Raw genomic sequence first — 14,599 nt, 5'->3', positions numbered from 1 at the left:
AGCTGATGTGGCTGGCTCCAACCTTGCGCACCGCCGGTCTCAACCCGGCAGCATTTCCGTCACGGCGATGATAGGGCCGAGCGGAAATAGTCCATCGCGCCGCTGCCATTCGGGAATATCGAGGCTGGAAATGCTTCCGTCGAGAAACAGCGCATTCGCGCAACCGAGGTCGTCGCGGAAAAGCGTCGCCAAATCGTGGAAACGCACCGGGCCGTCGGAGATTGCGAAGACCACCTTGCCGTCTTTCGCGACACCGACCCCGTTTCGTGTCTTGAGGCTGGTGCTGTCGGCAAGGAAGGACGGGTGTAGCTGACCGCCGATGACGAGCATGGGACCGGATTGAGTGGCATAGAACGGTTTGATGCCGGAGGCAGCGAAAGCCTTGCTTTCCATAATGCCCGCCCGCCCTGGCAACAGATAGAAGATCCCGTTCGGCAGCAGGTGGAAATTGCCCCACCCCTTGTTGGTATTGATCGCCTTCAACTCGCGCCCGTTCTCGATAAAAAGGCCGACGGGCGACTGGTCGTCGAGATACATGCCGCCATTCATGGCGAAGCGCACATAGATGCGATCCTGGCGCAGGTCGTTCTCCAGCGCCCGGAAGGAACCATAGGGCCTGCCGCTGCGATCGTTCTGAAACAGCTGGATATCGTCCACCGCCGGATCGAAGATGCATACCGTGTAGCCCTCGCCGAGATGCTGAACCTTACGGCACGGCTCGCCCGCCGCCGCGACGCCGGCGCAAACAAGAACGGCAAGGATCATCATCAGTCGAATCAAGCACATGTCCTTGCGAACATAGCATGCGCGAGTGAGCGCGGTGCAATCATGCGCGAGGAGGTGTTGTCTCCCGTGAGATCGGTCGCCGCCGCCTCACTCGATGGCGTCTTACCGCAACATCTCGGCGTCGCCCCTGTAAAAATCCTGGCAACTCTGAAAGTATTCGTTGTAGCGCTGCACTTGCAGCTACTCTCGACCTATGCAGAGCAAACCCGACGATGTCTGATCTCTGGCACCTCCGCACAATTGCGAATATGGTGCTGCTCGCCGTCGCTTTTCGGCCCGGGCAGCGTCGTGCCAAGCGCAGCCCGCTAATCGGCAGCGGTGCATTGTTGGATAAAGGGAAGGGCCGACCTTCTCAAACGGTGGCTCAAGCCGGAGATATCGACGATGGCCGACGCCATGCAAAAATCGAATGCGGCGACACCCATTATGAAGACTGACGCCAGTAATCGTGCATCAGGCATGTCTTCGCCAAGTCCCGACAACCGACACAAATACGCGGTTCGTCTTTGGGTCGTGCGTCACTCCCGTTTCTTCGAATGGTTCTACGAGCATTTTGCCAACGCCTTTCTGCTGCTCCATCCGCTTTGGGCGCTGATCGGCTATCAACGCGCGGAGCGGCCGGTCGCCTTCGTCGAGCGCCATGTGAAGGGCTTCCTGTTCGACTGTCGCATGTGCGGCCAATGTGTGCTGTCGTCCACCGGCATGTCCTGCCCAATGAACTGTCCCAAGCAGCTGCGCAACGGCCCCTGCGGCGGCGTGCGCGCTAACGGCAATTGCGAAGTCGAGCCCGAGATGCCCTGCGTCTGGGTGCAGGCCTGGAAGGGTGCCGGCAACATGCTCCACGGCGGTGCCATCCTGAAGGTGCAGGCACCCGTCAACCAGTCGCTACGCGGTACCTCTTCATGGCTGCGCGTTACCGCGGAAGCAGCGGCAGCGCGTAAGGCCGTAAAAGAGAAAGCCTGACCAATGGCGCAGATCGACGAAAATCCCTTGGGCGCCGGTCTGCCGCTGGATCCCCTGCCTGGCCACTCCTCGCTCGGTCGATTGGAGCGCGTTCTGCGTCGCGGTGAGTTCGCCGTCACCGCTGAGCTTAATCCGCCTGACAGCGCCAATCCGGAAGATGTCTATGAGCGCGCCGCGATCTTTTCCGGTTGGGTCGACGGTATCAATGCGGTCGATGCATCCGGCGCCAATTGCCATATGTCCTCCGTCGGCATTTGCGCGCTGCTGACCCGCATGGGCTATGCGGCCATCATGCAGATCTCCTGCCGCGACAAGAACCGGATCGCCATACAGGGCGATGTGCTTGGCGCGGCCGCCATGGGAGTGTGCAATATCCTGTGCCTGACCGGCGACGGCGTGCAGGTCGGCGACCAACCGGGAGCCAAACCGGTTTTCGATCTCGACAGCATGTCGCTGCTCGAAACCGTGCGCACGATGCGCGACGAGGCGAAATTCCTGTCCGGCCGCAGGTTGACGTCACCGCCGAAAGTCTTTCTCGGTGCCGCCATCAATCCATTCGCCCCGCCTTACGACTTCCGCCCGCATCGGCTGGCGAAGAAGATCGAGGCAGGCGCGCAATTCGTGCAAAGCCAATATTGCTACGACGTGCCGATGTTGCGGGACTACATGAAGAAGGTGCGTGACCTTGGCCTTCACGAGAAGTGCTTCATCCTGATGGGCGTCGGTCCATTGGCATCGGCCAGGACCGCCCGCTGGATGCGGACGAACGTGCCCGGCGTGCATATCCCTGACGATGTCATCCGGAGGATCGAGGGAGCCTCCGATCAAAAGAAGGAAGGCAAACAGCTCTGCATCGACATTATCAATGAAGTGAAGGAGATCGAAGGCGTATCAGGCATTCACGTCATGGCCTACCGGCAGGAAGAATATGTCGCAGAAATAGTGCGCGATTCAGGCGTGCTTCGGGGCCGCCGGCCATGGAAGCACGAAGCCGGCCGCGGCGACGCGCTTGTCGCGGAACGTCTCGGCCACATCCGAGAGGGTAAGGAGGAAAACCAGCAGGCAATGGCGGAGGCAGCCTCCCACTCTCAGCCTCGCAAGGCAGATCGAGACTGAACCACGGATCGGCAAAGCTGTCCGAGCGCGTCAACGAACGGAAATCACGAGCGCGCACGACATATGCCGCCGCTTCAATCGTCCTAGAAGACATAAATGGCTCCGACCGGCTCTTTCGGTCGAGCGAAGTGCCCGCCGATTACAATATCAAGAACTGACCACGCACCAAAACGAAGGAGTAGCGATGTCGCCGAGCAGCCGCCTTTCCAACGACCTGGCCACCCTATGGATTGAAGCACCCATGGTCATTGCGATGCGCATGCAACACATGCGGATGTCTGCCCTGACCGGCAGCGTGAATGCCGCGGAGCTCAATCGAATGGTCATGGAAAAGCTTGTTGCAGCGGGAGAAAGTGCAGTCGCTGTCAACATGGCGCTGGCTCAGCAGAGCATCTCGACGGTGACAGCCATGGCCAGCGGAGCCGCTGTCTCATCGCACCGTGCCGCCGACACCGTCGCCCGGGCAGCGGTCAAGCCTTACAGCAAGCGCGTTTGGGCGAATGTCACTCGTCTCAGCAAACATAGGACCTGATCGGCGAAGCCGGCAGAACCACCGCCACGACAATGTGGCCGGCGACGATCCGCACCTCATGCCGCCATCTTTCGCCCGATCTCGACGAACGCCTGGCGTATGCTGTCGGCTACGGCCTTCATCGGACCCGTCATCTGCGATGCCGTCAGAAGACGAATGTCGAAGGAGGTCAGTTCCGGCAATCCCTCGTTCGGTCCGAGGATTTCCATATCCTCCGTAATGTAGGAGCGCGGAAACGGCGCGACCGCGAGATCCGAGACGATAGCAGCCCGTTGCGCCATGGTATGGGCGCTGAGATAGGATACGCGATAGGGTCTCTTCTGTCGCTCAAGCTGCGCCATCGCCTCCGATCGCCAGATGCAGCCCTCTTCCCAGATGGAGATCGGCAACGGGTCGCGGCGATAGGCGGTGCCGCATTTGGCGCCGGCCCAGACAAGACGCTCGGTATAGATCACTTCGCCTTCCGTCGGGAATGGTCGCGTTGCGCAGTTGATCAGTGCCAGATCGAGCCGTTGCTCTTCGATGCGCTTCTTCAGCTGGATGCTCATATCCACGACGACATCGACCATGATGCCGGGATAGCTTTCCGAGAAGTTTTTCAGAATGGTCGGCAGCAGGCGTTCTCCGATATCGTCAGGCGCACCGAGCCGCACCACGCCACTCAGTTCCGGCATGATGAAGCGCGATACAGCCTCGTTGGAAAGCGCCAGGATGTTGCGGGCATAAGAAAGCAGCATCTCCCCATGCTGGGTGAGGCTCACCGAGCGGGCGTCGCGCAGGAATAAGGTCACGCCGAGCTGCTCTTCCAACTTCTTGATCTGCATGGAGACGGCGGAGGGCGTACGAAAGACCGCATCGGCGGCCGTGGAGAAATTGCCGGTTTCGGCGATGGCCACAAAGGTGCGCAGAACTTCATTGTCAAGCAACGGTATGGGCCGGCGGAGCGGAACGGTCATATCGACACCTTCAATTTTTCTGATCTTAACCACCATATCATTTCATTTGTCTGAATGTCAACGAAACACCATATTAGGCTTAGGAAATTGATACAGGCAGCCGCAAAGGAGCAAAGCCATGGCTGACACGGCACTCAGCGAAACGTCTCGCCTTCTGAGCCTTCTGCATGTGCGCAAAGTCCAGCGGATAGCGCAGCACACGCTGGATGAGATCGCCGCACGCTTTCCGTCGCATCTGATCGACGACGTCAATGCGCGCGGTCTGCCGCCGGATCGTACGCTCTTCGCGCTGGAACGAAAGCCCGGCAAGCTACCGTCGTTCAAGAATTCTAATGCCAACTATAAGATCTATTCGTTTGATTGATGAATAGCTCGGGTTCATATTACCATTCGATGGTAGAGATCGTTTGAAAGTCCAACAAAGAAAGGAGCCTGAAAATGACGTCCATCACCTACAGACATGCTGGCCGGACGCAGGGTTCGTCCCTCTCTAACGGCAGCCACACGCCCCTCTTCTCCCGTGTTGCTGATCGCTGGCAACAGTGGCGCTCGCTGCGTGAGCTTGAGTCCCTGTCCGACGACGTGCGCAAGGATATGGGCTGGCCGGCCGCAAACGAGACCAAGACCCCAAAGGCTACGCGATGATCGCAAGAGCCAGTAAATAGCAAAGGCGACGCTCAACTCCGACGAGTGTCGCCTTTTGAACATCCGCTCACTTCCGCGCGCATTCCACCATAAACTTGATAATTAGACACATATATATTTGATTATTCCGGCAGTTTGCTTGCCTTCCTCCCACCTTCCCTTTCCAGTGATGCATTTTTCAAAGTAAACGCAAATATCCCTTTGCGGCCGCGATTATCCATGCCAATGTCGCTAACAGACCATCCAGTCGACGCATTTGACGCAAGGAATACAGTATGGTCCTGGAGGATGGATTTTCACGATATGAGCAAGACTCCGATTAAGACGCGTTCCCTGGTTTTCTTCCTCGTTCCACACTTCACCATGCTGCCGTTTTCCGCTGCGGTAGAAACGCTGCGGATTGCCAATCGCATGCTGGGCTACCCTGCCTATACATGGCGGCTCGCCTCGACGGACGGTCAGAAGGTCTATTCTTCCAGCGGCATCGGGCTCGAGGTCAACTCGGCGCTTGCCGACGAGCGCCGCTACCTCGGCGGAGAGAACCGCCCGAATATGGTGCTAGTCTGCTCAGGCATCTATGTCGAGGAGTTCCAGAACAAGTCGGTCAATGCCTGGCTGCGGGAAACCTACAATCGCGGCGTCGCCGTCGGCAGCCTCTGTACGGGCGCACATGTGCTTGCCCAGGCGGGTCTGCTGAACGGCAAGCGCTGCGCGATCCACTGGGAAAACCTGCCCGGCTTCTCCGAAACCTTCCCTCAGGCGGAAGTCTATGCGGATCTCTACGAGGTCGACAGCAATCTCTACACTTGCGCCGGCGGCACAGCCTCGCTCGACATGATGTTGAACCTCATTGGCCAGGATTTCGGCGAGAACCTTGTCAACCGGGTTTGCGAACAGCAACTGACCGACCGCGTCCGCAGTCCGCACGATCGCCAGCGCCTGCCGCTGCGCGCGCGCCTCGGCGTGCAGAACGCCAAGGTTCTCTCGATCATCGAACTGATGGAAAGCAACCTCGCCGAACCCTTGTCGCTGCTTGAAATCGCCGATGACGCTGGCCTGTCGCGCCGCCAGATCGAACGCCTTTTCCGTCAGGAGATGGGACGCTCCCCTGCTCGCTACTATCTCGAAATCCGGTTGGACCGTGCCCGGCACCTGCTCGTGCAGTCCTCCATGCCGGTCGTGGAAGTGGCAGTTGCCTGCGGCTTCGTCTCTGCCTCACACTTTTCCAAGTGTTATCGCGAACTCTACAATCGCTCGCCGCAGCAGGAGCGCGCCGAACGCAAGCTGACCATGTCGACGAACCGGACCGGCGTCGTCGTCTGAAGACCCTCGAATGCAATCAGCAGCAATACAGGCGGCTTACTCGGCCGCCTGTTCCGCCATTCGATAGTCTGAATAGACCTGATTGCGGCCATTGTGCTTGGCCATATAGAGAAACTGGTCGGCAGCATTGAGATAATTATCGAAGGATTCGTAACCGACGATCTCGGCAACACCGATGGAAACGGTAACCGAAAGTTCCTCGTCGTCGGCGTGCACCTTCAAGTTCGCCAGGCTGAGACGCACCTCGTCGCACAATGCCGTTGCCGCACGCGAATTCATCTCCGTGAAGAGAATCGAGAATTCCTCACCACCGAGGCGGGACAGCAAGTTGCCGCTTCCTTCAAACAGAGACTGAAGCCGGCCCGCGACCGCCTTCAGCACCTGGTCGCCGATCTCGTGACCATAAGTGTCGTTCAAATTCTTAAAGTGATCGATGTCGAGGATGGCGACCGAACTCGGGCGCTGGCGACGCAGGCACTCGTTCACGAGCTTAGGCCCGTGGTCGTAGAAATAGCGCCGGTTATAGAGACCCGTCAGATAATCACTCGCGGCCGCTGCGCGCAATTGCTTCAATTGCGTCAGCGTCTCAACATTCAAGGCGATGCGGCATTGCAATTCTTCCGGAACATAGGGGCGATAGATGAAATCGCTGGCACCGGCTTTCAGGAACGTCGCAGACAGCAGCCGATCGTTCGAAGAGGAAATGCCGATGATACGCATTCGATCCGACCCATGGCGGTGGCGGATGCGCCGGGTCAGCTCGTGCCCATTCATGTCAGGCATGTTGTAGTCGGTTACGACGACTTCGATGTCATCGAATTGCTCGAGCATCGCCAGTGCCTCGACGCCAGTGCAGGCTTCGGCCACCTTGAACTGCTGGGCCTGCAGCAGATCCGTCAACATCTTGCGAGCCGAAGGCAGATCATCCACAACCAGAACGCGCGTCAACCGGTTGGCGATGGCCCGCCGCACGGCCGAGACGAGATTGTCGAGCGCAAATTCGCTATCCTTCAGCACATAGTCGACGACGCTGCGCTCCATGATGCGGTTGCGTGTTGCGATGTCGAATGACGCGGTGAAGACGATTGTCGGAATATTATGGGCGACGGCGACATCGAGGGCTTCGCCATGCGCGGCATCCGGCAGGTTGAGGTCGATTACCGCCATGGTGAAGTCGCTTCCGACAGACTCCAGTGTCTCATTGAGTATCCTCAACGAGGAACAATGGGTGACGGCGAAACCAAGCTCGGTTTCGAACCGATGCGAGAGGACGGCGGAAAACATGCGCGAGTCCTCCACCAGAAGTATCTTCTGGCTGCTATGGCGACGGCTTACGCCATCGCCGAGGGATCTCGCATGCAATACCATTTCCCTTCAATTCCTCCCATGCCTTCCGGCACACACGAATATTCAGTCAATCGCAGGTCTGCCAAACCATCTTCCACGTATCCTGAACAGGATTCGTGAAAAAATTGGAACCACCGATTGCAGACTTTCACATAAAAATGAATCTTCCTCACATTTTGTCGGAGCAATTTCGCCTGAAACGGCTTGCGTCAGGCGGATTCGGTGACCCGACGGGCGAGCTGGATCTGCAATAACGTGTCCAGGTTTTGATTCACGCGGCAGTAGAATTCTTCATCGATAAAGGGGCGCAGAATGAAATCATTGCCGCCTGCCTTCAGGAAACGCGCGGAGAGCAGGCGATTGTTGGACGAGGAAACGCCGATGATGCGCAACTCATGGGAACCGGTCGTCGCACGAATACGCCGCGTCAGGTCGAAGCCATCCATGTCGGGCATATTGTAGTCGGTGACCATCAGGCCGATATCGGGATTGCTTTTCAGTAGTTCCAAGGCCTTGGCGCCGCTTTCCGCGACGCTGACACGGAAATTGTAGCGCCTCAGCCGGCTGGAGAGCAAAGCACGCGCCGTTGCGCTATCGTCGACAATGAGGACGTGATGGCGATGATTGGTGAGAAAGCGGCAGATCGACTCCGCGAGCATATCGACGGCGAAGACGTTGTCCTTCAGGATGTAGTCGACCACATCCTTGGCGATCAGTTCGTCACGCGTGCCTTCCAGGAAGGTGCCGGTGAAGGCGATCGTCGGGATGCTGAGATCGAGCAGATAGGTCAGCGCCTCGCCCTTTTCTGCACCCGGAAGGTTCATGTTGGAGATCGCCAGCTTGATCGGCTCCGATGACTTGTCGTAGGCAAGTTGCAGCTCATCGAAATTGCGGCAACTCTCAACATCGATATCCAGAAGCTCCTTCAGTTTGGCACTGATCATCGACGTAAAGAGATTGGAATCCTCAACGAGAAGAATACGCGAGCCCGCAAGCGACGCGCCGGAATATTGCATCCCCGAAACACCCAGAAATGGCATAGTAAAAAACCTGTTTGAAAATTACCCCTCTATAGTTTTTCTAGAACGAAAGTCTTTGAGTATTTATTAAGTTGCCTCGCGTCCCAACGATGAAGGAAGCGGGCCGTCGTTTGCGCGCAATTCTTCAGGCAGGCGCCCTGGCCGGCCGCCGGTGTCTGCGGACCTGCAGGATCTCACTCAGTCCTGGCAAAAGCCGAAGCGGCTTCAATCCGGCGGCGTTATCCCGAAGTGAGTTCGATTACTCGGCCGCCGATCTTCCGCGCCGACGGCCCGTGCTCTTCGCGTCGGGCACGCGGTCCTCGGCGGATGAGAGAATGCTCTCGGCTGCATCGCTCTCTCCTTCGGGACCATCGGCCGAATCCGTCAGCTTCTTGTCGCCGACATCGGTCCGCCGGCCACGCCCGCTATCGCGAACGATATGCAGTTCCTGATGCGGATAGGGAATGGAGATCCCCTCCTCGCGGAACCGCTTCAGGATCTCGATGCGAAGATTGTTGCGGGTCTCCATGCCGTCGGAAAGATCCGAGAGATAGAAGCGCATCTCGAAATCGAGCGATGAAGGGCCAAAACGCAGAAATTCTACGTGCGGCTCCGGATTTCTCAGAACCTTCGGAACGCCGCGCACGAGCTCCAGCAGGATCTCCATGACTTTGCGCGGATCCGAATCGAAGCTGACGGAGACCGGAATTTCCGAGCGTGCGAGCCGGTTGCGATGCGTCCAATTGCCGACAGAGGCATTGATGAGCTCGGAATTCGGCACGATGATCGACTGTTTGCGGAAAGTCTCGATCTCGGTCGCGCGAACCGAGATGCGCTTGACAATGCCTTCCGACGTGCCTGACACGATCCAGTCACCGACCTTGAACGGACGCTCGACCAGCAGGATCAGGCCGGAGACGAAGTTCGACACGATGTTCTGCAGACCAAAACCGATACCGACCGACAGGGCGCTGGCGACAAGCGCTAGGCTCGACAGATCGATGCCTGCAGCGGAGATGGAGATGATCGCAGCGACAGCGATGCCGAGATAGCCGATACCCGTCTTCACCGAATTGCGAACACCGAGATCCACCTGCCCGCGCGCCATGACATTGCTGTCGAGCCAGCGCTGGAACCAGCGCGTCACCAGATAACCGCCGGCAAAAAGCAGGATGCCCACGCAGATGCCAAGCAGGGAGATCGATATGTTGCCAATCTTTATCTCGGTGAAGAGCCTGTAGGCGAAAAGTTCCAGATCCTGGATATGGAAACCCCATGACAGCAGGATCAACGGAATGCCCGTCAGCAACGCGACGGCATAGGTCGCAAGTCCTGCCACGAGGCCACCCTGATCGAGTGCCACTTCGCCGAGCTTGAGGCGACTTTCCAGAAACCGGCCGATGATGGTCTCGGCAAAGACGCCCTGCTTGGACACGGCTTTGCCCAGCTGGATCCCGAGATACATGGTGGCGATGACGGCGCTCGTCACGATCATCTGCGTTGCCATGAAACGGGCAAGACCGACATAGCCGATGAAGGAGGTGAAGATCACCAATATGCCGAGGCCGCGAAGAATGATGGCCATGCCATGCGGCCACCGGCGGCCCGGCGCATCGGGATCGCCGTTCTTGGCCAGCATCGGTGAGCCGAAGGAAGCTGCGATGAGGATCACCCCGATCAGCATGGCCGCAAAGAAGCTCTTCGCCACGGTGACGACGACCGGAGATCCCATCGACTCGCTGATGCGGTCGAAGACATAATCCAGCCCGTTGACCACGGCCATGGCCTGCAGGCACCAGGTCAGCGAGTAAGCGCCCTTGTTCGACAGCTTCACCAGGCGCCAATGCGGCCTGAATGGTGCAAAGACGGCATTGCTCAGGCGTCCGACGAAATAGACGAGGCCGATGAAGCCGAAGAGCGCCGCCAGTATCGGCGCGATGTCTGGCCGCAGCACGTTGAAATTCGAAAGGAAGAAGAAGGAGGTGACGAGAAAGGCCGCTAGCGACATAGTGCGGATCAGGGTCGACCAAAAGGCGACGGAGAGCCGGCTGATATAGGGCGGGCTCTCGACCGTTTCGTCCTGCATATAGTATCGGCGAAACAGCCGATAGCCACCCACCAGGAAGATGAGCGCGGCGCCCATCGACAGCAAGACCGCGGCAAGGAGCGAGCCGAGCTTGGCCTTCAGTACGAAACCGATCCAGCTCGTAATAGCATCCCGAAAACTAACGCTCTCCTCGATCAGCGCCGATCCTGCATCCTGCAGTGTGCCCGCTGAAATTTCCGTGCGCTTCAGCAATGTCTCAGCGAACAGCTTTCGGCGCTTTTCCACCAGCTGCATGGATATCCGATTGGTCTCTGCGGTGAGATTGTCGGCATCGAGCATCAGCGCGCTGATTTGCGAACGCTCGGCATTCAGCCGATCACGCTCCTGGGTGACGATCACGGCTTCGGGCGGTTGGCCTTCCTTGGGCACGGGACCAAGCTGCGTCAGGCGCGCATCGATCTCGGAGGTACGAGGCTTCAGCTTTGCCGAGACTGCTGCGATCGAGCGCCCGAGCTCGTCTGCACGGCCGGAAAGCGCCACCAGCGTCTCGTCGTCGCCGCCCGGCTGCTTTGCGCTGTCATGCAGCAACGCATACTCTTTCCTTGCCTTGTTGAGATCGGTGACGGCGGCGTCCAGCAGCCCGTTGGCGAGCGGCTGGAGCTGCTGTTGGGCCGGCTGCGGCGATGGTGCCTCCGCCGGCGTTTCTACCTGTATCGGCTGCTGATCCTGTGCGAAGGCATCCGCGCTCCCCAGCGGAAAGACAGCCACAGTGGCGCTCAATCCCAACAGCAAGACGGGCAGCAAAAGAAGGCGGAAATTCAACAGGCGCAAGCAAAGCTCCTCGTCGCACGTGACGTCACGGGTAATGGATGACCAGAAACGCCACATAGAAAGAAGAATCGAGTCGTTTCCATCGTGGTTGCGAATTTCATAGCCTTTGCGCGTACGCCTTGTAAGACAAAGAAAGGCGACACAAAGGCATTCCGGCGATTATGAAGCATCTGGCCGCACCGATCGCAAGATCGTGTCTCATGCAGCTCGTTGCTTGCCGGAAATAGACTGAAGAAGGCGTACGGCAATAGGCAGTTTCGCGCCCATCCTTGCGATTGGGAAAGAGGCAGAGCCACTCCACCAAACAGCATCGGCCAAAACTAAAACCACACGCTCCACACTGCGTCCCACGATACGACCCACACGAACGCCCTGGCGCGCCGGTCCTTTCGGCGGTTAGCAGGCATCGCCGATCGGTTCGTCGCGGCATGGAGAAAACGGCTTACACCGCCTTGCACTGCGGATGAAATCGCGCTGCCATACTCTCTGCAGCAGCATAGGCCTGCGTGACGATTTCGGGCACCAGGTCGATGTCCGGGAGGCTCCCGAGGCCCAAAGGACCAATGGCGAAAAGCGCGCCCGTCGTGTTGCCATCTACCGCCAGCGCTCCAGTCGCCTCGACCGCCAGACCAAGGCCGAGCTCGTCCGGCACCGCCAGTCCCGCATCGATAAGACTGCGCAGCAAGGAGACATTCAGGTTCGGCGCCTGGCATCGACAGTCGATTACGTCATCCGCGTAGAGCTGCTCGGTATCCTGTCTTCCAGCTGGCCTCAGCACCAATCCGGTCGGCGTCCGGCGAATCAGGTGTCCGCGCCGCAGCAAGGTATTGCCCTCGGCTAGCTCCTGCTTCAGACGAACATGTAGCGCCTCCGGCAATCGATTGCGGTGGCTGTCATAGAGCGCCCGCAAATGACGATTGAACTGCTGCTTTTGTCCGGCGGGCAGAGAGCGCCAGAGGGAGCGTGCATGCTTGCGGAAGCCGTTCATGATCGATTGCCAGCTCTGACCATCGGCCTCGGCTGCTTCGCAAGCCTTGCGAATGAAACGTACGATCTCGCTCAACCGATTGGGCAGTTCATCGGCTGGAAACGCAGGATCGGCATTGCTGCGCGTATGACTTTGCGGCAAGAAACCACGCCTCGAGACGATGGTGATCTGGCCGGCATAGCCATTGTCGCGCATCTGCAGCAACCGGTCCACGACCCGCAGGCCGCTGCCAAGCAGGATCGCGTGCGGCCGCGAGACCAGACGACGTGCGCGCACCGTTGTCGGAATGCTAGCTAGGTCGCCGCCCTGCGCTTCCTGATCGGCCGTACCGTAGCCGGTTGCAAGCACGACCATGTCGAACGGAGCATTGACAGCACCATCGCTTTCGACAACAAAGCGTTCACCTCGGATACGGCGCAGCCCGAAAACCATGTCGCTGCTGACTTGCACGGTCACGTCGCGCCGCGAAGAAAAGGCCTCCGAAAAGCGCTGATAGACATAATCACTGAAAATGCTCTTCGGCACGAAGATTTGCAGAAAGCCCGGTATTGCGGCCGGAACGGCGCTGCGGAAGGGCGCATTTCCGCAAAGCCACTGATTGAAATCATCGGGATCGCCAACGGAAACTGAGAGATCGCGAACGCGGCTGTTGAGGATTTCGCTGCTGTGACCGGATGCCAGTGCCTGACCGCCGCTGACGCTGGAGTTCGGATCGAAAAGCTGAAGATGAAACGGAAAGCGAACCGTCTTCATCAGCGCAATCGCCATCATCATGCCGGAAAAGCCGCGGCCGATCACGGCGATACGGGGAATCGCATAGGCCCGGCTCGCCGCATTCGCCTTGGCGGAAAAAAATCCCTGAACCGTCATATCAACTCCTGGAGCAAGAGGTGGTCGATCATGCTTCTTCTGGGTTTACTCAGTTTGGCGACCTATTACTGTCTGCGAGGCATCACATCCCGTTGCCTGACGCCTGTCAGCCAACGCGATACGGCCCGTGGAACGCAAAAAGTCGCATCGGCTCTCAAAATTCTACGCATCCGCTTAAATTCGGGTTCCAAGCCCCGTTTCAAGAGGGATGCGACACGCGGGTCCAACTCTGATCTTAAACCAGATGCCCGCAATCGGCTGCACGCGTGACGACCAGTATAAAGGGTCAGGGCAGCGGGATTATTGCAATTGTCTACTTATTTAGTCGTATATGAAAGCGCGAAAAGGCGCCGCAAGCAAGTGCTTTCTTGTCGGCAGGGCAATCTCAGCGGATCAGGCGGACGCGGTGATTGCGCGAGAGACGCGTTGTGGCTGCGTGCCTTTCGGCGCTCTACGACCGGGCGCGTCGGTAAGGGAAGAGAATAGCTGGTAGCCCTGCCGCCACTGTCCAAACCCGCTTTCGATATTGATATGCCCGGCATGTCCAAGATCGTGCAGCTTCACCCCCCAAAGGGCCGCATACCGGCGAAGCCTGACGAAATCCATGTAGCGATCGCCGCGGCTACCGACCACAAAAGTCCTGAAAGGCAAGCGATCTGTCGGCATCTCACCGAAATCGATGACGCCAGGATGCAGCCGCTCGGTCCGCTCCAGATCGCAAGGTGCGACAAGGAAGGCACCTCTTACATGCCGCGCTGCCGGACGGGTGGCGATATGAGCCGCCAGCAGGCATCCGAGGCTATGCGCGACCAGCCAGGCATCCCCCACCCTCTCAAGTTCACCTTCGAGCGACTGCAGCCATTCATGCAGCGCCGGCCTCGACCAGGAGGCCTGCCGCACGATCGTCGAAGACGCATTGTCGCGCGCCCAATGGCGTTGCCAATGGCCTTCTGCAGAGCCGTTCAGACCGGGAAGGATCAAGGTCGCGACCATGGCAATCTCCTGCCTGCAAGTGCCCGCCTGAGCCGACGGCACGCTTACAATTTTCTATTTGATCCCTATTATGCCCAACGGCACGGCGCGAATAAGCAAAGAAAATCCATTGTATACGACGTCTATAGAAATTAAGATCTTACTGATTTGCCCTGCCTGAAACACCGATTTGGCAACGGCCGA

General features: G+C 58.5%; 14 protein-coding genes. 7 read left to right on the top strand and 7 right to left on the bottom strand.

The genetic code is table 11. From position 1 onward, the window contains the following. Positions 1 to 39 precede the first annotated feature (39 nt). Positions 40 to 786: a phosphodiester glycosidase family protein gene (locus QD461_RS08560; protein ID WP_414087341.1), complete on the bottom strand. Its 747-nt coding sequence runs from the start codon at positions 784 to 786 to the stop codon at positions 40 to 42. A gap of 212 nt (positions 787 to 998) precedes the next feature. Between QD461_RS08560 and QD461_RS08555 the strand changes: the two genes are divergently transcribed. The 4 genes from QD461_RS08555 to QD461_RS08540 all read left to right on the top strand — a co-directional run bounded on the left by QD461_RS08555 (position 999) and on the right by QD461_RS08540 (position 3,397). Further along, complete coding sequence (locus QD461_RS08555; protein ID WP_414087340.1) at positions 999 to 1,223, top strand: hypothetical protein; 225 nt, start codon at positions 999 to 1,001, stop codon at positions 1,221 to 1,223. Then, positions 1,213 to 1,749, top strand: a complete 537-nt coding sequence (locus tag QD461_RS08550) for a methylenetetrahydrofolate reductase C-terminal domain-containing protein (protein WP_414087339.1) — start codon at positions 1,213 to 1,215, stop codon at positions 1,747 to 1,749. The genes QD461_RS08555 and QD461_RS08550 overlap by 11 nt, the downstream gene beginning before the upstream one ends. A 3-nt stretch (positions 1,750 to 1,752) precedes the next feature. Then, on the top strand, positions 1,753 to 2,865 hold the full coding sequence (locus QD461_RS08545; protein WP_414087338.1) for a methylenetetrahydrofolate reductase: 1,113 nt from the start codon (positions 1,753 to 1,755) through the stop codon (positions 2,863 to 2,865). A 184-nt stretch (positions 2,866 to 3,049) separates the two neighbouring features. Then, complete coding sequence (locus tag QD461_RS08540) at positions 3,050 to 3,397, top strand: hypothetical protein (protein WP_414087337.1); 348 nt, start codon at positions 3,050 to 3,052, stop codon at positions 3,395 to 3,397. Between the two features lie 56 nt (positions 3,398 to 3,453). On the opposite strand, the gene QD461_RS08535 is transcribed toward QD461_RS08540, so the two are convergent. Next, the gene (locus QD461_RS08535; protein ID WP_184703906.1) at positions 3,454 to 4,353 is read right to left on the bottom strand and encodes a LysR family transcriptional regulator; all 900 of its coding nucleotides are present in this window, start codon (positions 4,351 to 4,353) and stop codon (positions 3,454 to 3,456) included. A gap of 118 nt (positions 4,354 to 4,471) precedes the next feature. Between QD461_RS08535 and QD461_RS08530 the strand changes: the two genes are divergently transcribed. The 3 genes from QD461_RS08530 (at position 4,472) to QD461_RS08520 (ending at position 6,321) form a co-directional block, all read left to right on the top strand. After that, entirely contained in the window at positions 4,472 to 4,717 is a 246-nt protein-coding gene (locus tag QD461_RS08530) for a hypothetical protein (protein WP_414087336.1), read from the top strand. 74 nt (positions 4,718 to 4,791) lie between these two features. Then, complete coding sequence (locus QD461_RS08525) at positions 4,792 to 4,998, top strand: hypothetical protein (protein WP_414087335.1); 207 nt, start codon at positions 4,792 to 4,794, stop codon at positions 4,996 to 4,998. Between the two features lie 303 nt (positions 4,999 to 5,301). After that, entirely contained in the window at positions 5,302 to 6,321 is a 1,020-nt protein-coding gene (locus QD461_RS08520; RefSeq protein ID WP_409527678.1) for a GlxA family transcriptional regulator, read from the top strand. Between the two features lie 36 nt (positions 6,322 to 6,357). On the opposite strand, the gene QD461_RS08515 is transcribed toward QD461_RS08520, so the two are convergent. The 5 genes from QD461_RS08515 to QD461_RS08495 form a co-directional block, all read right to left on the bottom strand. Further along, positions 6,358 to 7,689, bottom strand: a complete 1,332-nt coding sequence (locus QD461_RS08515) for a diguanylate cyclase (protein ID WP_414087334.1) — start codon at positions 7,687 to 7,689, stop codon at positions 6,358 to 6,360. Between the two features lie 188 nt (positions 7,690 to 7,877). Continuing rightward, entirely contained in the window at positions 7,878 to 8,708 is an 831-nt protein-coding gene (locus QD461_RS08510) for a response regulator (protein WP_414087333.1), read from the bottom strand. 238 nt (positions 8,709 to 8,946) lie between these two features. Next, positions 8,947 to 11,556 carry a mechanosensitive ion channel family protein gene (locus QD461_RS08505; RefSeq protein ID WP_414087379.1) on the bottom strand — a complete coding sequence of 870 codons (2,610 nt, stop codon included), beginning with the start codon at positions 11,554 to 11,556 and terminating at the stop codon, positions 8,947 to 8,949. A gap of 451 nt (positions 11,557 to 12,007) precedes the next feature. Then, the gene (locus tag QD461_RS08500; RefSeq protein ID WP_414087332.1) at positions 12,008 to 13,423 is read right to left on the bottom strand and encodes an FAD/NAD(P)-binding protein; all 1,416 of its coding nucleotides are present in this window, start codon (positions 13,421 to 13,423) and stop codon (positions 12,008 to 12,010) included. 393 nt (positions 13,424 to 13,816) lie between these two features. After that, entirely contained in the window at positions 13,817 to 14,416 is a 600-nt protein-coding gene (locus QD461_RS08495; protein WP_414087331.1) for an RBBP9/YdeN family alpha/beta hydrolase, read from the bottom strand. Positions 14,417 to 14,599: the final 183 nt, after the last annotated feature.

The sequence above is a fragment of the Rhizobium sp. BR 314 genome (assembly GCF_047445805.1).
GTDB classification, from domain to species: domain Bacteria; phylum Pseudomonadota; class Alphaproteobacteria; order Rhizobiales; family Rhizobiaceae; genus Rhizobium; species Rhizobium lusitanum_B.
The sequence above is the reverse complement of the archived record's forward strand: the minus strand, read 5'-3'. Positions and strand labels throughout refer to the sequence as shown.